The following is a 17,745-nucleotide window of genomic DNA, read 5'->3' as shown; positions in this document are numbered from 1 at the left end:
AAATCAAAAAAAAGTAGGGAAAAACTAACGGTCCGACCACATCGACCACATCAAGATTTTAAGTCTTTTAAGTTTAGTAAAATTCTTCTGGAAGAAAATCCTTTTCTTGTTCCTTTTTTCTAATTTGGTGTTTGCGTAAGTGTTGAGCCAGTGCAATTTCTAATTTTGCTCAACCTTTACTACTAATAAAAAGTTGTAAAGGGATAAGAACGTATTTTTTGGCTTTCATAACATTAACCAACTTATTTATTTCTCTCTTTTTAAGTAATAATTTTCTTTTTTTTTCAGCGCTATGAGTTGATTCTATAACATAAGAGCATTTATAAGTTGCAATATGCATATTTATAATATAGAGTTCCTTTTTTTGTGGTAATACATAAGCTTCGCTAATTGAGACCTGATAATTACGAAGTGATTTTATTTCATTACCCGTTAATACTATTCCTGCAACATATTTGCTGATTATTCGGTAACTATAGAGATATTTTCTGACTTGAGTAATTACTTTTTTTTCCATTATTACCACTTAAAAGCTTTAGATCTAGTAGGAATAAAAGTTACTTAATCATAGTCAAGAAAATCCACTATTTTTCCATAATAATTTTTAATATTTTAAGTTCTCTTTTTTTTTGTTTTGTTGAGAAATTTTTAATATTCCTTTTGCACTGATCTAATCATAGGTTTTTTTTATTCAATAACTTTTGTAACACTTCCTGTACCAACAGTGCGTCCTCCTTCTCGCATAATAAAATTGTCACCACTTTCGATAGCCATTGGCTTAATTAATTCAACTGTAAATTCTACTCTACTTCCTGGCTTTGCTTCTTCATCTTTATTTTCCAACACTATTGTTCCAGTTATGTCAGCAGTATTAAAATAAAACTGCGGACGATAGCCACTTTTAAAGTTACTATGTCGCCCCTTCTCCTCTTCAGATAATACGTAAGCATGGGCAAAGAATTTTTTATAAATTTTAGTTCCTTCTTTCTTACCAATTACTTTTTTAAGAATTTGACCTCTCTTTAAGCTTTCTTTTTTAACTCCTCGTAAGTTTATTCCAACATCATCACCAGCTCTAGCCTCTTCCAGTTCTTTATGATACATTTCTATGCTGACAGCAATGGTTCTTATAGCATCACCTTTTAAACCTATCACCTCTACTTCATCACCTTTTTTTAACACGCCTTGTTTTACTTTTCCACTCACTACCGTCCCACGGCCAGAAATAGTGAAAATTTCTTCAATGGGCATTCTGAAAATAGATGTTTCATCACGCTGTATGTCAGGAATATAATTATCAATTGCGTTTAATAGATCGATAATTGACTTTTCTCCCAACTCCGGATTACGTTCTTCTAGAGCACACAATGCCGATCCCGCAATAATGGGAGTATTTTCTGCATCGTAACCATGTTTTTTTATTTCTTCTTTAATTTCTTCTTCTGCGAATTTTATCTGTTCTAAGTCTAAAACAACGTCCACTTTGTTAATAAAAACTACCATGTACTTAATTCCCATTTGCTTTGCTAAAAGCAGATGTTCCTTAGTCTGAGGCATAGCTCCATCTTCTGCCGAAACAACCAATATTGCTCCATCCATTTGAGCAGCTCCACTAATCATATTTTTAATATAATCTTTATGTCCTGGACAATCAATTCAAGTATAGTGTCTTTTAGAAGTTTCAAATTCAACATGAGAAGTGTTAATCGTTATTCCTCTCTCTTTTTCTTCAGGAGCTTTATCAATCTCGTTATAATCTTTGAATTGTGCTAACTTTTCTTTTGCTAAATGTTTAGTTATTGCAGCTATAAGAGTTGTTTTGCCATGATCAACATGACCAACACCACCAATACTTATATGAGGTTTAGATCTATCGAATTTTTTTCCGCGAACTATATTTTCTGCCATAAATGTTTATTTTTTATTATATTGAATATATTTATTATTTTACTGTTTTGCTGAAAAAAGATAGAGGAGACTAAAATTTATCTAACGGCAGCGTAGCTCAGTGGTCAGAGCAAACGACTCATATTCGTTAGGTCGGAGGTTCAAATCCTCTCGCTGCTACCATAAATAATTATGAATATCGCCGAAAAAAACTGTCTTATGAACCCACTTTAGGTTTCAATTGCCTATGATTATAACACATTTCAAAATGTTTTTCCTCCAACTTCAGAAAGAAGGCTCTTATCGAACCCTAATTTGTAAATATTTTTAGCTGAGTTTATATCTCTATCATCTTTATAATTGCAATTTCAACATTCAAAAGCTCTCTGTGCTAAGTTAAGTTTTTCCTTACTTAATTCACCACAACAACTACACATTTGAGTAGTGTTTTTAGGATTTACTCGAACTAATCTCCGACCAGCGATTGAAGCTTTGTCAGAGATAACTTGGAATAAAATAGCTCATCTTGCCCTTTGAATAAATTTGGCTAAATTTCCTTTCTCTATCATTTCTTTTACCTTTAAGTTTTCAACAGCAATCTCATCATATTTCTTAACTAGTTCATTTACTACTCGATAAGTTTCGTGTTTAGCTTGATTAACCACTTTTTCTCATTTTTTAGTTAATTGAAGTTTAGTGTCTTTTCAGTTTTGCGAACCCCGAACTTTTTGGCTTAATTTTTGCTGAACTGTAACTATTTTTTTTTCGTTATATTGAAAAGTAGTTTTATAAGTATTGGGATGTTTTTTCTTATTATCTAACTGTTTAAGCCTCTTATAATCCTGCCAAGTTTTACAAACTCTCCTCGCTACATCTTGGAGTATATGAAATTGAACTTGTTTAGGTAAAGGATTACCATTTTTTATTTGAATTAAAGAATCTTGTAACTCAATTTTAGTTGGTTGTTTATCTCCTCTTTGGTCTCGTTTTCTAAATTGTTCTAAAAGGTAATTATAAAATCAAGAACAAGCTTCGAGAATTTGATTTATGGTTGCTTTGGTTTTATTATTTGGATAAACCCTATATTCGTAAGTTTTCTTCATTGAGGAAATTTTATTTGAAAATGTAATATTTATGCCGTTTAGGTTATTACTACACAAAGGAAACTCATTTGGAAAACTTTAAAAATGTGATGAAGTTGAGGCTTCTCAAAAAGTGAATTGAGTATAGGAGGATGGGGGTATGTTTAGACTTTAAAATTGGCTAACTGGGAACACAGATAGAAACTAAAGCCAGTTAGCCAATTTTAAAGATTAATAAGTAGCCAGCCAAACTCTACTTTTAGCTGGCTTAAAGTGGATTTGTTTATTGGAATGAGATATTAAGACCAGGTTTTTTTTAATTCCTCAATAATCTGATGGTCAATTTTATCTAATTTACGTTGGCACCAAGGCAATTTAAAATAATACCTATTGAGTGAGCGAAGCGAAGTAACTAGGAATGAAATAGCAAAAAGAAAAAATAATCCATAAAATAAGTAATCATTTCTTTTTCAAAAACTAGCACACAAAACAGAGGAAGTCGACAACTGCATCCAAAAAATCTCTTTTCAACTTTGACTAACTAAATCATGCTTTTTTACTTCTAGATGGTGTTTTTTGAGAAAAAACTCAAACAAACGGGAGTCTTTAGGAAAAGTTTTTTTTACTTCCTTATTTTCCATATTTCCTTACCACTAGGAGTTTTACATCCAGCACAAGCATGACCCGAACTACCAATAAAACTTCCACCCATGCTTCCTACTGAGCCAGCCATGCCAATAACTTCACCAACCTTCGCTAAATCCTCATTTTCACTAATCTCACCAACTACTTTTATTCCCAATCCTGTCGCGGTGCAAGCAGTTGACATTGCTCCCCCTAATGGAGGACAAATAGCAGTAGTAATTACCAAACCAGCACCAATTCCTGCACTAGCAGCAGTCTGCTTTGACTGCTTGTTCCCTGGACCATACTGGGAACCATGTAATAATCTATCCTGTCATTCAGCTTCGGTAATAATATCAGTTTCCTCATTTGGCTCATAAGTTTTCATAAACTCCTCATAACTTTGAGGTTGATAATTTTGGTCTAAATATGTAATTTCTTCTGTTTTTGGTATATTTTCTTTTGGAATTATATATTTGCTATTTGTCATTTCTTTAAATATTCATATATTAGTTAAACTAATACAAAGATAATTTTATGTTTTTGCTTTTGTCTCGAGTAATAATTAACTAATATTACATAATATTACAAAAAGTTCAAAAACACGCATTGGTGTTTCTGGATTTATTCTTTATCAAGGAAAAGAAAAACCACTACATTTATGGAGTTCGAATAAGTTTAAAATAACAATTATATTAGCATAGTTTTACTGATAGCTTTTATTATTTCATTTCTCAAAATATCTTAAAAGATCTATTTTGTTTTTTTTGGAGCTATGAATAGCTTTTTTTGTTTGCACAAAACTGACTTTAATTTTCAATGAAAATTTGATTTTTACTTTTAGAAAGACAAAAAAATTTATTTATTACTTACTTTAAAAACAATCTAATATAATTTTTAATTATACTAATATGAAAATTTACTCATCTTCTCTTAAAAATTTTGCTGTTGAATGCCAACTAATTTCAAAAAATGTTCAAAATAAATCAGTCTCTTCTCGTTTGAAGGAATTATTTGATCTAACTTGAAAAGAAGATTTACAGGATTTTCCCGAATTTGCTACCTATTTAGGAACAACAGATCATGATCATCGTTGAACTGACCTTTCTGAAGCTAAATTACAGGAGTACCACCAAAAAAATCAAATTAAGTTACAAACACTCAAGAGTATTCCTTATAATGAACTTGATGCTTCTGAACAGTTAAATTACGATCTATTTCAACAGCAACTTGACAATGAAATCAAATCCCACTTTTTTCATAGCGAATATTTAATATTGGACCAAATGTCTGGTGTTCAACAAGATATTGCTCGCATTTTGTTAATAATGCCCCAGCGAACAGAAAAAGATTGAGAAAATCGCCTTCAACGCTTAATTTCATTGCCTCTTTTGATAGACCAAACTATTAGTTTACTGCAAAAAGGTCTCGAAAAAAAAATTACTCCTCCCCAAATTACTCTTCGAGATGTTCCATCGCAGGTTAAAGAGCACACCGTGAAAGATTTAGAAAGAAATCCCCTTTTTGCATCTTTCAAGCAACTACCTATCAATTTTTCTGAAAAATTTCAAGAAAGAATCTTTACTCAGGCTAAAACGTTATTATGAAAAAAAGTTATCCCTGCCTACGAAAAACTTCATAACTTCCTAACCCAAACTTATCTTCCTAATTGTCGAACGGAAATTGCTTGAAAAAGTTTGCCACAAGGTCAAGAATGATATCAATTCTTGGTCGAAAAAATGACTACTACTTCTCTTACTGCTTCCGAAATCCACCAAATTGGATTAACTGAAGTAAAAAACATTCAAGAAAAAACGGACGAACTTTTAAAATCTACTGGTTTTCCTGGGACTTGTCAAAAATACTTTCAAAAACTCCATCAGGAACCACAATATTTTTACACTAAAAGAGAAGAAATAATCCAAGGCTATCAAGAACTTTCTCGAAAAATTGAGCCTAATTTACCCTTGCTTTTTGAGAAAATTCCGCAACTGGGCTACAACATAGAGTCCGTGCCAGAGTACTCTGAAAAATCTAATCCTGCAGCCTATTATATACCAGGAGCTATCTCCACACAAAGGCCAGGCATTTTTTTTGCTAACACTTACCAACCTGAAAAACGTCCTAAATGAGAAATGAAAGCTGTCTTTTTGCATGAAGCGATTCCTGGTCACCACTTCCAAATTTCTCTCGCCCAAGAAATAGAAAATATTCCTGAATTCCGAAAACATATAGACTACACTGCTTATGTGGAAGGTTGAGGTCTCTATGCTGAAAAATTGGGTTACGAACTAGGGGTTTACCAAAAAGACGTAGAATCACAGTTTGGACAATTATTTACCGAACTTTTGCGAGCAGTTAGATTAGTAATAGACACTGGGATTCATGAATTAGGTAAGAGCCGCAACTGGGCTATTCAATATTTTTCAGATAATTGTCATATGGAAAAACATGAGATTATTGTGGAAGTAGACCGCTACATAGTTTTACCTGCCCAGGCCTTGGCTTATAAAATAGGAGAACGAAAAATTTTAGAACTTAGGAAAGTAGCCGAAAAGCAGTTAGGAAAATCTTTTAACATTCGCAAGTTTCACCAGCTTGTTTTAGGTTCCGGAGTTTTACCTCTCAATGTATTAGAAAAAAGAGTACAGGAGTGAATAGCTAATCACTAAAATAAATGATTTATAATTAGCAATGAAATTAATTGTAGGCCTTGGCAATCCTGGCAAAGAATATGAAAATACTAGGCATAATTTAGGTTTTCAAGTTGTCGAATATTTGGCTAATAAATTAGGAATAAAACTAACTAAAAAAAAATTTAATGGCTTATATTGTTTAACTAATTATGCTGAAAAAGAGTTTGTTTTATTAGAACCGCAAACTTATATGAATAATTCAGGAGAATGTGTTTCGGCTTTTAGAAATTATTTTCAAATACCTTTGGAAAATGTTTTGGTTATTTATGACGATTTAGCCTTACCACTGGGAAAATTTCGTTTTCGCCCTCAAGGTTCTGGTGGAGGTCATAATGGAATAAAAAACGTTATTGAACTATTAAAAAGCAATAATTTTAAGAGGTTAAGGATTGGGGTTGGATATGATAGAAAATTCACTATTTGTGATTGAGTTTTAGGAAAAGTTAATTCCGAAGAAAAAAAAGAAATCGAAAAAAAACTACCTATTTTATTAGAAAGTCTATGTCTCTGAATTGAGCAAAATAATTTTGAAAAAATTATGAATAAATACAATAATTTTGAACCTTAAGTTTGTAAAATTGTTTGTAACTTATTTTTGTCAGGAAAAATGAAGTGCCAAAAAAAAATATTAATTAGCGCTGCCTTATTATCGATAGTTATGTTGGCAATTATGGGTTTTCTGGTTTTGAAGTCAAGAAAAGTAGATATTCCTAAATTTAACCAACAAGAAGAGTGGGGCAAAATTCATAAACTCTTTGAAAAAAATCCTGGATGAGTGGAAGCGTGAAAAAAAGAAGGTTATAATTATGAAGAGGCTCGGAAATGGATCTCAGTGGGAATAAATCCCTGAGAGTTGATTTTTTTATATTGATTAACAGAAGTTTTAAAAAAAACACGACCAGAAGTTTCTCCAACTTGATGGAAAGCCAAAAGTAATAAAGAAGAAATAAAATGAAACTTTAGAAAAGCAGCGGTGGAAAAAATTACTAATCCTGATAAAGATATTAGTCTCTCTGATTTAAAGAATGAAATAAAGAATTTTTGCTTGATTCCGGCGATTTTTGAGCTTAAAGTGAGTCTTGAAGAGGGTGAAGAAATGATGAAATTTACTGAACTTTCCCAATACGAAGAATTTTTGCAGAAAAAAGGAAAAAAATGGGAATACTATGAATTAACAGAGAGTTTTCTTAAAAAATGGAAAGAGGTAGAAAAAAATAATTAAAATTTTTGTAAATAACATGAGTAAAGATAATAATATAAAAAACATTTTTTTAATAGGAACAACGGGCAGCGGAGTGTCTACTCTTGGTAATGTATTGGTTAATAAAGATGGTAATTTTGAAGAGGTATTTAAAACCGAAAGAGGTCTAACGAGTATTACCAACGAAATTGAAACAGCGGAATTTGAAAAAAATGGCATCAGATATCGCGTGATAGACACTCCTGGGTATCTTAACGCTAACCTAACCCTGCAACAATGAGCCAAAAAAATGTCAGAAGCTTTTCAAGCGGCTCCAGAAGGAATAAACCAAATATTGTTTGTTTTTAAATCAGTAAGATTTTCCAAAGAACAAGTAGAACTATACAATTTTTTAAAACTAATAGACAAAAATATTAATCAATATATTACCGTGGTTGCTACTAAATTTGAGAGTTTTAAAAACCGAAAAAAATGCCAAGAAAATTATGAAGATTTAAAAGATGAAACCAAAGTTAACTCGGAAATTGCTTCTATATTTCGAGAAGTCCATGGCCTTATAATGGTTGATAATTCTTCTGAGAAAAAAAGTAAGGAAAAATCCCGAGAGAAATTAATCAATCATTTAGTAGCTAATTGCCAAGATAATTTTCAACTTATTAACGTGCAAGGAGGAAAGAAATTAGCAGACAAAAACAAATCCAAAGTTATTCTTATCTTTTTTATTATGGCTTTCATTCTCGGACTACTCGGAATTTTTTCAGTTCGACAACGAGAAAAAGCAAAAAAATCCAGGCCTTTAAGCAAACAAGTAGTTAGATAACTTAAAAAATTACTTAGAATAAAAAATTTTTGTCAAATGATATTAAAAAAGCAAAGATATTTAGTAAAGAAACTGTTGTGGAAAATAATTTTTGAAAAATATAGATAATGTAAACCAGAAAAAAATATAGCTAATCCGACATTTTTACATAACCAAAAAATACTGAAAAGAACAAATAATACTTTATTTATTATCTACTTTAAGTTACTTATTATCGGGGTCATTGTCGACCAAAATGTAATTGGTAAATCATGAGATAGATTAAGCACCGGAAAATGAAACCCTAGTTTTGAAATATTTAACAAGGTGGGGTTATTAAAAACTTTGGAAAATTGCCATATTTTCTATTTTTTATGGACATTTTAATCGCTTATTTATTGTCTGACCATTATTGTTTGTGTCTATTACGCTCCTTATTTTGCTAATAAAATTAGCCGTGACTTGCGAAAAAAATTAATGAGTAAATTTTTTTCGCCTTCGCGACGGAACCTATGATAAAAAAACTTTAAATATGATGCTGAATGTTTTATAGCAAGTGTCGTATTTACATCTAGCCAGTTATTTTGTCTAATTTTAAGTATTATTTATGCTTTTAGTTTAGTAAATGTTCTGGTGATAAGGCAGTTTGAATATTGGGTTTAGTTTAACTTTACTAATAATGTATAACTACTATACATTTTGCTGATATTTATTGATAAATTTTATACAAAAGAAGATTTAAATCTTCAAAAACTCTTAGAAAATCGAACTAAAAAAGAAGATATTTAGATAAATAAAAAGGATTTAATAATTAAAAAAGGCTTAACTAATAATTTCTACCAAGATTACAAAAAAACGGTTAACTATGTTCGAAAGGTAGCTAATAAAAGAGAGTAAATTCATACCCTTTTTCTTAAATAATTCTTAATTTCTTGTAGGAATGTTTTTACTATCTTTTACTCTTTACATATTTTTTTCAATTATTTTTTTGCTATTTCTTATCTGAAGAAAAAACATTTTTCTTATGAAAACAAAACCATATTAAAAAGATGTTTACATATTTTAATAGTTGATTAACTTGTTTGAATCATACATAAGGAAGTTATTTATTGAATCAAGTGTTTACTTTATTGAAACTAAACAAGCTTGAACCATATCTCAAAAAAATCTTCCTTAGTTTTAGTTTGGTTGAATTCTGCTTGCGTAATTAACCCGAGTAATTTGCTGATAAGACTGCCGAAACCTACGTCTTTAATTAAATCACCAACTTCCTCAAAAAAATTGTTATTACTTTTTATTGCCATTTTTTTTACAATTTTACCACTAACATAAAGAATTGTGCCAATTAAAAGAGCGATTATCATTCCATCTATAGCAGCTATTGATGCTCCCACGGCTTCTATTATCGCCATTTTTCCGACGAATTTTACCGTTTTACGAGCTGCTTTCCAAAAGTTCATAATTTTATTAATTTGTTAAAGAGAGGATAAAAAAAGATCTAGAAAAAATTATATAATTAGTCGGTAAAAAAATAATTTTTTAAAACCACTTTTATTTCATAATTTCATATAGAATATAAAGAAAGCTCACTATTTTATTTTAATCTAAAAGAATAAAGGGACAAATTACTTCGAATTTGTCCTATTTAAAAAAAATTAAAAATATGATTGGCCTCACTTTTTTCTCTAAATATAATGCTTAAGCATCATTACATAAAAAAAACTAGTATCACTCGTTATTAACGATGATTATCATAGTGAGAATGTAAATTACTTTCTTTTCGAAAGTCCAGATGTTGTTCACCTCTCCTATTTGAGCAACCATCTCTTTTTTTTCTTATGTTTAAAGCAAAAATTTCCGACTTTAACTAAGTTTTTTAGTTAGAGGCAAAAAGCTGCATTAGTTTGGTTGATGGAATTCCTAGTTTCTGTTTTTAGGCTTTGTAAAAAAAGAGCATTTTTAGTGGTAAACCATAAAAATATTATGAATTTCAGCATTTTTTTCCATTTTAGAATTACCTCAATTTACTGTACCATTAAATATTTACATAATATTTTTATGGATCGGTTACATTAACTTCTTTATTAGTTTTTTGCGATTTGTAATAAAGGAATTGGGCTGAATTTGTTATGCCCGAAGAATGGTTGACTTTCCTTTTTTTAGCTGGGCTTTTTTTATTGTTCATCAACTACTTCTAGTTTTCTAAACCAATCAAATTAGCGAGGTGTATTGGCAATGATCTTTTGTTTATTTTTGAAAGTTATTTTTTATAACAATGATTGTTTTTGAACAGAGATTAACAATCGTGCTTTCAAAAACTTGTTTTCAACATACAGATTTTATAAAGATAATATAATTTTGCTTTTTGGATTAGCTGCATTTTTTTTCTTTCTCTAATTCACATTAAGTTGGCTTTCAGAAGATTTTTTTACCACTGTTTTAGTTAAAAAACTATTTTTATTTTTATTGTAATCAATCCATTGTGACAAAACTTATTTTAGGACTTAAAAAAAATAGTCATTAAAAGAATTAAAATGTATTCCTAAAAAAAGAGAAAAAAAATAGTAAGGTGGTAATATTTTTCCCAACATTGCATTATTCCATAATCATTCTTGTTTGGTACCTCTATAAGATATTCATAATATTCTATTCTAAATTATTTTTGTGTTTCATAGTTCAGAAAAAGTCCTGTTTCTAGTACTTTTTCTATTCTTTCTGTACTTCTCTATTTCATCTTTTAGAACAAATAAACAACTAGTTAAGCGAGGTTTGCAGCCTTTACAAGGATGTTGTTATCGGCTTCATCTGCTTATTTTTTTAAATAGTCGCTATGGTTGTAAGTATTTGTGATTTATTAACTTTATAAGGACATTAAGTATTACAGAGACTTAGCAAAAATAGCTATGGCTGAATATAGCACTATTTGTGAACGATGCATCGGAAAGTTTTAAAATGCTTTTTATATGGTAAATGCCCAAAACTGAATAAACGACGACATCCCTTTTAGTCAAAGGAACAGTATTCGCGAATTATATATTTGACCTGTTAGCATTCAACAAACTAACCCAAGATATATAAGTCATTCTCAAGATAGTCCTAATAGATATTTTTTCCCCGACAACAATAAGTTAGAAGGAGTTCTGGATTTGTCTACATTTCCTAATTTAGAACAAATAACAGTAGAAAGCCAATTGATTACTGGTTTAATTTTGGTTAATTGTCAAAACATAAGAAGAGTTTGTGCTAATGATAATCTTTTAGAAGAAGTAATTTGACCTATTCCAAATTCCAATCAAGTTATACCGTTAGAGAATATCCAACTGACCAACAATAATTTCTTTGGTTGTGATTTGTTTGAATTTAGTAATTTTATTCATTTAAAAACTTTACTCTTAGGAACTGATGAAAGAGCTAAAATAGACCAAGGTATCTTTAATCGTTGAACTGGTTCTTTAATCCATCTTAGAAATATGGTTGGTTTGTTGGAATTAGATATCAATTGCACCGACATCAATTCTGGACTAGAATATTTGCCTGTTGATGGCGGTTTATACCGCTTTACTTTTGGCAAAATTGGAAGAGAAGAAGCAAGAGTAGAACGATTGCAGAACATTTTGCTTAGAGATATACCGAACGAAATAGTTTTTGAAGGAAGCAGAACTATCGATGACTGAGCCTTTAAAGGAACTTATGCTACTGAAAACTATTTCCGTAGTGGTTGAAGTAAAGCAATTGATATTAGAATATGGCAAAATCAATTTCAAGCTCAAATCCAATCTAACTAAAATGAAAATTATCAAATGTGAAATTACATTGAACTATTTCTACAGTTGTTTACAAAATTTTCATTTAAAAAACTTCCCCATTAAATGCTCCTTGTGATTTCATTCATCAAGGAGCAAAGTAACTAAAATTTTCTATCCGTTCTGATCAGTTAATATCATTTATGCTCGCGACCTATTTCGTTAATCATATTTATCATATCAAAAATCAGTTTAATCAGCTTTGACGATATATTATATTATTTTTTTATAATGTTTAAAAACTGGAGCATGATGTTTTAGCATTTGATATAAAATAGTCTCATAAACCAATTTGAGCGCCTATTTTAGAAACTAGGGTTGAGCACCGCATGTGAAAGACTTTATTATTTCCTAAGTAGATGGTCACATGATATGGAACTACCTATTGTTTCACTTTTTTCTATACTTTTATAATGTCTAGAGGTTTAAGATAATTTTCAGGATCTTCCGGATAGCCACAAGTTTCTATTTTTGTAACATATAATAATAAAATCTTAATCTATTGTTTGACAGTGATTCACTTATGAATAAGAACTATCATAAAAAGCTAATACTAGATTATCTCCTTTTAGTTTTCATTTTTCATTTGATCTCATCGACTTTTTCTTTCAGCATCAGATAATTATCAGATTTCTTCTTTTACATATTGTTAATTTTTGTATTTCGATACTTTGGCTCAAAGAAATTAATCATACAACTGCAAAGTTCTATTAAATCAAGTTTCAAAAGTTTCTAGTTTACGAATATTAGGGCTAGAAATATTTTCTTTTTTTTTGAATTTACTTAAATATTCTTTTATGATAAGAACAATAATTATTTCAAAAATAACTGGTGCTTAGAAAATGTTTATTAACGTTGTTTTGTAAATAATTTAGCAATAGAAATCCCTAAAAACTCTCTATAACATATATATAAAGGAGAAAAACATACTCCTGAGTTGATTAACTAGAATAAAAATTATACCTTACCCTATTCAATAAAACTATTAGCTATTCAACTAACATTTTGCTAAATATTAGATAAAGTTTAAAAAGAATAGAATATTATTTAAGAGGAATTTCAATTTGAGCCTCAAGTTGTTGTTTCAGCTTAATATTTTCCTCTCTTATTTTTTTTATGTGCTTTAAAAGGTCCAACAAAGGAGTGCCTTTTCAAGAATTAATTTTGAATTTGTTTGTCTCGACTTTTTCTACTAATTGAAAGAAATATTGATTACCTAAATCGCCTAAAATACTTAGATTTAATGGATTGTTCTCTAAATTTGCTAATTCTAGATTAGGAAAATTATTAAATAATTTGGCAAAATCTACATTTTCTATTTTATTTCCTCATAAGTTCAATCATTTTAGTTTTTTTTGACCTTCTTCTGGTAAAGTAAATAATCAATCTAGACTAGTGAATTCATTTCCATCAGCTTTAATGCTTGTTAAATTAGTAAATCCTCTCAAATCTATTTCTCCTGCTAATTCTTGTTTACTTAAATTAAGAGTGTACTGTTTCTCCTTATTAATAATCTTATTAACATATTCTTGAGCGTCTCTAGTCATTATCTCATATTTTAATATATATAATTTTAATTTTTCTAAACATCTATCTGTTGATGACAAGTAGAGTAGGCGATACCAGGTCAGTCTTTTCATTTTAGATGCTAAACACATTAGCAATTTGTGAACTAACTCTGCTTAATCCTTATGGATTTGAAGGTTGGGGGTCTTCTTGCGAAGGCATGATAAATTGGTGCAAAATCAGTATGTTGTTGCCAAAATTATAAAACTACAATATATAGCGTAAATAGTAATAAACATTTGATGTTACGTTTGAGGCTATATGAATTTTCTATAAAACCAGTTTTTCTGTTTATAACGTTTTAAACAAGTTCCTGGTTCAGCTCAATTCTTCTTTATGTTTTTTCTCATACTTATAATAGCATTTTTTTTATTAGCGGCTATCTCTAATCTTTCTGGCAGATGGGGCATTCCTAATTTTTGTAATGGTAAAGTTGGATTGGGTGATGTCCTTCCAATGATATGAAAAACTCTTGAAGATATGTTTTCTTTCAAAGAGGAAGGTTCAGGATATTTGATGATTGCCATGGCTTTTCTCACTTATGCTCTTTTTAAGAGCCAAGCAGTTCAGTCATTGTTAGCTTCCAAGAAAAAGTGGTTACAAAAGAAAAGGTTTACCATGGTAGTTATAATTACTATTGCGGCCTCTTTTTTATCTGCCATTATTGATTGAGAGAGTGAACTAATTCATTTTTACCCCACGTTACTTCCGCTTTTCTTAGACCTGGGATTTGATGCTTTTTCTCCTTTCCTTTGTCTTTACGGTGGATATGTGGCCGGGTCACTAGTCTTTTTAAGTCCAGAAAATAGGACTATGCTGCTAAACCGTTATGTTAACAAGTATGTCGGAAGCACTAAATTCACTATGGTCGATGCTTTGCCTTTTAGTATTCTTTGTTGAATAATCTTTACTACTATTGTCGTTCTGTTTAATGTTTGATACTGTAATAAAATCTCGCATAATTCTTCACGAAACCTTCAAGAGTTTTCCAAGAAAAAGTCCGAGAAAGTTCCACTCTTCAACTGAAAACGAAAACTTACTTTATTTCTAACTTTTTTCTTTGTTTTGATTGGAATTCTAGGATCAATTAGTTATTTCGCTAGTAAAAATAAAAATAAAAAAGAGTGAACTGCCGAAGAAAAAGAAAACTATAAGATAATAACTAATGAAGATTTAAATACCGAACCTAAATATACTGAATTAGGTAAAATAAAAATAGGAGAGGGAGAAGAAAGTGAAATGAAAATAGCCAAAGTTGAAGAAGAAAAAAAGAGTTATTGAGGGAAATTTGGCGAATGAGGTGCTAGACAATTAACTTATTGATACACCATCGGAGCAATGGTTATTTGTTTACTAAACTCGTTAGAAATTATTGAAACTTTAACCAAATCAGTTATAAAAACTGTTCCCCTTATCATCAATTGAACTCTGATTGCTACTACTTTTGGTATCCTAGATATAATGCGAATAAATATCAATTTTGGATTCCTGAAAGTTGATTCTTCTTATGCTCGCTTTTACATTCTTCCAGCCTTATTTGTGATATTTTCTATTTCAACTGTTATTCTCGGTTTTGTCGGTTATCTAGTTGGGCCACTAACCAAAATTTTAGCAAGCGTTTCCCGAAGAACGGCACTTTATGGATTTTATTCAATCCTTATGTCGCGTTATATTGCTACTAATGTAGGCCACTCTAATGTTAACCTTGATGTTTCTTTGCAGGCTGTTAAAGTGTCAAAAAAAGAATATTATAAAAAGACTTGATTATTGTGATTGATTTTATTTATAACTGGCTTAATTATTGTCATAACTACTCCTTGATTTATTGAACGAACTAAATAAAAATTAAAATTTACAATAATATGAGTGGTAATAATAAAGACCAAGAAAAAAAAGAATTAGAAACTGCCCTTAATAATTTGAAAATTATTGATAGTGTTAAGAAAGCAGAAAACAGATTAAATGAACACATTGGATTTGAACAAGAAAAAGAAACTTTTCTTGATCATATCAGGGTTTACAAAATGACTAATGGAAATTTCTGACCAGTAGAGAAGGTAATTTGTTATTTTAGTGCTCCCGGCATGGGTAAAACGACCTTCGTACACGCTCTGGCTGAGGCTATGGGTCGAAAATATGAAACAATATCTCTATCCGGTTTTCAAGAAACCGATGAATACTCAATTTTAGGTGATGAAAGCAAACCAAGTTTAGTAGCTTGAGCCATTAAAAAAAATGGTTGTAAAAATCCAGTTATCTTGTTAGATGAATTAGAAAAAGCCGAAGACCCCAAAGTTCAACAAGAGTTATTAGAACTTTTTAAAAAGTATCAAAGTAAAGAAAAATTTACGGATAAATACTTTCAAAAAGAAATAGAATTAAAGCATATTACCTTTTTTGCCACCATAAACTGAATTGATGACTTGAATCGAGAGTTGAAGGAGGAAATTGAAGTAACTGAGTTGGTAGACTTCACTCGAGACGAAAAAAAAGCCATCTTACGATTGAAAGCGGATGGTGTTCAAAAAAGTTACCAAGAATTAATTATTTCAGATCAAAATATTGAAGAAATACTTAACTACGTAAAAGAAATAGGAATTCGGCAATCTGAAAGAGTTTTGTACAAAATTGAAGAAGAATATATTTATTATAAAAACAAGAACAAAAAACCTGACTTTATGAAAAATTTCCAAATTTGGATAAAAAATAATGTTTTCCCTTACCAAGAAGAATTTCAAATTACTTTAAAACACTATTTGCTTTTTTCTCTTTTGGGAATTAACTTTGTGTTTTTAGCAAGTTTAATTTTTAGAAAATTCATATTGAAAGGAGACAATAATAAAGTTCTTTATGAAGAAAAATAAAAAATAAACCAATTTTAAAAAACATTTGAGCTATGGATCAAGATTTTCCTTATCGATAAAGATAATAGCTTATCCTGAAGAATGTCCTCAGAAATAAAATATTTTTCGCAAATCGCTTCTAATGGTATTGTTTTAATGGAAAGTAAAAACTTTGAAAGTATTGATAAGCTGTTAAAAAGCAGATTTAATATAGTTATTAACTCCTAGTGAAGACATAACAAGTGGAAATATGAAAACTAAAAGAGAAGACAACCCCGAATTATTAAACGATGGAAAGAGACGAAGCAGTAAAAATTTTAGAACTTGCCAGCCAAGCCACTAATTTAGATATTAAAAAGGCTTATCGGCGTTTATCTTTATTATGACATCCCGATAAATACGAACAAAATCCCGCCAAACATCTTGCTAAATCCAAAAAAGAAGCCGAAGCCAAGATGAAAGAAATTAATCGGGCTTATGGAATTTTAACTGAAAAAGTAAAGAAAATAAATAATGATTCTGAAATTTCTGATAATGATATTTGACTAGCCAAAACTAAAATTGAAGTTGCCTTGGAAATTTTTGATTTAGACTATGAGGATGTTTTTGAAGAAGGAGATAACGACTATCTGGAAATGCTTAATAAATGCCAAACCAAACAAGAATTAGACGACCAAGTTCAAAAATTATTATTAACAATTTAAATGTTCGCTCGTGCTTATGAAAATGGTTATCTTAAAAAAGATAAGGAGAAGAAAATAGATAGAGAACGAAAGGAAAAAGAAGATTTAGAAGAACAGAGGAAAATAATGAAGGAATTAGAAAAAAAGTTAGAAGAATTAAAAGAAATTAACAAGGAAAAAGTAGGAAATGAATTTATAATAGCAGTGATAGTGGTAATTGCTTTTTTAGGTTGGTGAGTCTGGCGGAAAATAAAAGGAGTTTTTTTTAAGTAATGTGAGGAATTATTAGAAAATATTTAATTTGGTTTTTTTTGGCAATAGTGGCTATTTTGGCTTTTTTCTTTTTCTGACCCGCCAGAAATAATAAAAACCAAGAACCAAAACGATTAAAAACAATAATTATTCAGTCGATCGAAAAACACGAAAAACAAGTCGGAACTGTTATTTTTTCACATGGTTTAGGCGAGATAACGCCGAAAAATGACAAGATTGATTAAATTCGCTTGCTAAAAACAATCCCCAAGTTAAACTTATTTTTCCGCAAGCTTCTTGTAATTATAA

19 protein-coding genes and 1 tRNA gene are annotated in these 17,745 nt (G+C 30.0%); 12 read left to right on the top strand and 8 right to left on the bottom strand.

The genetic code is table 4. From position 1 onward, the window contains the following. Positions 1-73: 73 nt before the first annotated feature. Positions 74-517, bottom strand: coding sequence for an SsrA-binding protein SmpB (smpB, locus tag GvMRE_RS13065; RefSeq protein WP_147411661.1), 444 nt, complete (start codon positions 515-517; stop codon positions 74-76). A 170-nt stretch (positions 518-687) separates the two neighbouring features. After that, entirely contained in the window at positions 688-1,908 is a 1,221-nt protein-coding gene (gene tuf, locus GvMRE_RS13060) for an elongation factor Tu (protein ID WP_147411660.1), read from the bottom strand. Between the two features lie 86 nt (positions 1,909-1,994). Between tuf and GvMRE_RS13055 the strand changes: the two genes are divergently transcribed. Then, positions 1,995-2,070 (top strand) — tRNA-Met (locus GvMRE_RS13055). Positions 2,071-2,138: 68 nt separating this feature from the next. On the opposite strand, the gene GvMRE_RS13050 is transcribed toward GvMRE_RS13055, so the two are convergent. The 3 genes from GvMRE_RS13050 to GvMRE_RS13040 form a co-directional block, all read right to left on the bottom strand. Then, positions 2,139-2,990 carry an RNA-guided endonuclease InsQ/TnpB family protein gene (locus GvMRE_RS13050; RefSeq protein WP_147411711.1) on the bottom strand — a complete coding sequence of 284 codons (852 nt, stop codon included), beginning with the start codon at positions 2,988-2,990 and terminating at the stop codon, positions 2,139-2,141. Positions 2,991-3,268: 278 nt separating this feature from the next. Next, on the bottom strand, positions 3,269-3,610 hold the full coding sequence (locus GvMRE_RS13045) for a hypothetical protein (RefSeq protein WP_147411659.1): 342 nt from the start codon (positions 3,608-3,610) through the stop codon (positions 3,269-3,271). Further along, positions 3,592-4,083 (bottom strand): hypothetical protein, encoded by a 492-nt coding sequence (locus GvMRE_RS13040; protein WP_147411658.1) that lies wholly within the window; start codon positions 4,081-4,083, stop codon positions 3,592-3,594. Before GvMRE_RS13040 ends, GvMRE_RS13045 begins: the two co-directional genes overlap by 19 nt. Positions 4,084-4,504: 421 nt before the next feature. Here GvMRE_RS13040 and GvMRE_RS13035 point away from each other — a divergent pair, with 421 nt between their 5' ends. From GvMRE_RS13035 to GvMRE_RS13020, 4 genes are all read left to right on the top strand, one after another. Further along, positions 4,505-6,265: a DUF885 domain-containing protein gene (locus GvMRE_RS13035; RefSeq protein ID WP_147411657.1), complete on the top strand. Its 1,761-nt coding sequence runs from the start codon at positions 4,505-4,507 to the stop codon at positions 6,263-6,265. Positions 6,266-6,287: 22 nt separating this feature from the next. Next, complete coding sequence (gene pth / locus GvMRE_RS13030; protein ID WP_147411656.1) at positions 6,288-6,857, top strand: aminoacyl-tRNA hydrolase; 570 nt, start codon at positions 6,288-6,290, stop codon at positions 6,855-6,857. Between the two features lie 90 nt (positions 6,858-6,947). Next, a complete protein-coding gene (locus GvMRE_RS13025; RefSeq protein WP_147411655.1) occupies positions 6,948-7,511 on the top strand; it encodes a hypothetical protein in 564 nt (187 codons plus the stop codon). Between the two features lie 16 nt (positions 7,512-7,527). Then, on the top strand, positions 7,528-8,310 hold the full coding sequence (locus tag GvMRE_RS13020; RefSeq protein ID WP_147411654.1) for a GTPase: 783 nt from the start codon (positions 7,528-7,530) through the stop codon (positions 8,308-8,310). A gap of 1,115 nt (positions 8,311-9,425) precedes the next feature. Here GvMRE_RS13020 and GvMRE_RS13015 read toward each other — a convergent pair. Both GvMRE_RS13015 and GvMRE_RS14455 read right to left on the bottom strand, forming a co-directional pair. Then, the gene (locus tag GvMRE_RS13015) at positions 9,426-9,749 is read right to left on the bottom strand and encodes a hypothetical protein (RefSeq protein WP_147411653.1); all 324 of its coding nucleotides are present in this window, start codon (positions 9,747-9,749) and stop codon (positions 9,426-9,428) included. Positions 9,750-10,345: 596 nt separating this feature from the next. After that, complete coding sequence (locus GvMRE_RS14455) at positions 10,346-10,474, bottom strand: hypothetical protein (protein WP_281267983.1); 129 nt, start codon at positions 10,472-10,474, stop codon at positions 10,346-10,348. Positions 10,475-11,252: 778 nt separating this feature from the next. Here GvMRE_RS14455 and GvMRE_RS13010 point away from each other — a divergent pair. After that, entirely contained in the window at positions 11,253-12,074 is an 822-nt protein-coding gene (locus GvMRE_RS13010; protein ID WP_147411652.1) for a hypothetical protein, read from the top strand. Between the two features lie 1,061 nt (positions 12,075-13,135). Here GvMRE_RS13010 and GvMRE_RS13005 read toward each other — a convergent pair. After that, positions 13,136-13,639: a leucine-rich repeat domain-containing protein gene (locus tag GvMRE_RS13005; protein ID WP_147411651.1), complete on the bottom strand. Its 504-nt coding sequence runs from the start codon at positions 13,637-13,639 to the stop codon at positions 13,136-13,138. Between the two features lie 499 nt (positions 13,640-14,138). On the opposite strand from GvMRE_RS13005, the gene GvMRE_RS13000 reads away from it, so the two are divergent. The 6 genes from GvMRE_RS13000 (at position 14,139) to GvMRE_RS12975 (ending at position 17,681) form a co-directional block, all read left to right on the top strand. Further along, on the top strand, positions 14,139-15,500 hold the full coding sequence (locus tag GvMRE_RS13000) for a hypothetical protein (protein ID WP_147411650.1): 1,362 nt from the start codon (positions 14,139-14,141) through the stop codon (positions 15,498-15,500). A 20-nt stretch (positions 15,501-15,520) separates the two neighbouring features. Beyond that, positions 15,521-16,522 carry an AAA family ATPase gene (locus tag GvMRE_RS12995; protein ID WP_147411649.1) on the top strand — a complete coding sequence of 334 codons (1,002 nt, stop codon included), beginning with the start codon at positions 15,521-15,523 and terminating at the stop codon, positions 16,520-16,522. 81 nt (positions 16,523-16,603) lie between these two features. Then, positions 16,604-16,729, top strand: a complete 126-nt coding sequence (locus GvMRE_RS14610) for a dihydrofolate reductase (RefSeq protein ID WP_147411648.1) — start codon at positions 16,604-16,606, stop codon at positions 16,727-16,729. Positions 16,730-16,791: 62 nt separating this feature from the next. Beyond that, positions 16,792-17,205, top strand: a complete 414-nt coding sequence (locus GvMRE_RS12985; RefSeq protein WP_147411647.1) for a DnaJ domain-containing protein — start codon at positions 16,792-16,794, stop codon at positions 17,203-17,205. Next, a complete protein-coding gene (locus tag GvMRE_RS12980; protein WP_147411646.1) occupies positions 17,206-17,457 on the top strand; it encodes a hypothetical protein in 252 nt (83 codons plus the stop codon). Next, on the top strand, positions 17,457-17,681 hold the full coding sequence (locus GvMRE_RS12975; protein ID WP_147411645.1) for a hypothetical protein: 225 nt from the start codon (positions 17,457-17,459) through the stop codon (positions 17,679-17,681). Before GvMRE_RS12980 ends, GvMRE_RS12975 begins: the two co-directional genes overlap by 1 nt. Positions 17,682-17,745 lie beyond the last annotated feature (64 nt).

This window comes from endosymbiont GvMRE of Glomus versiforme (genome assembly GCF_003546845.1).
The sequence above is the reverse complement of the archived record's forward strand: the minus strand, read 5'-3'. Positions and strand labels throughout refer to the sequence as shown.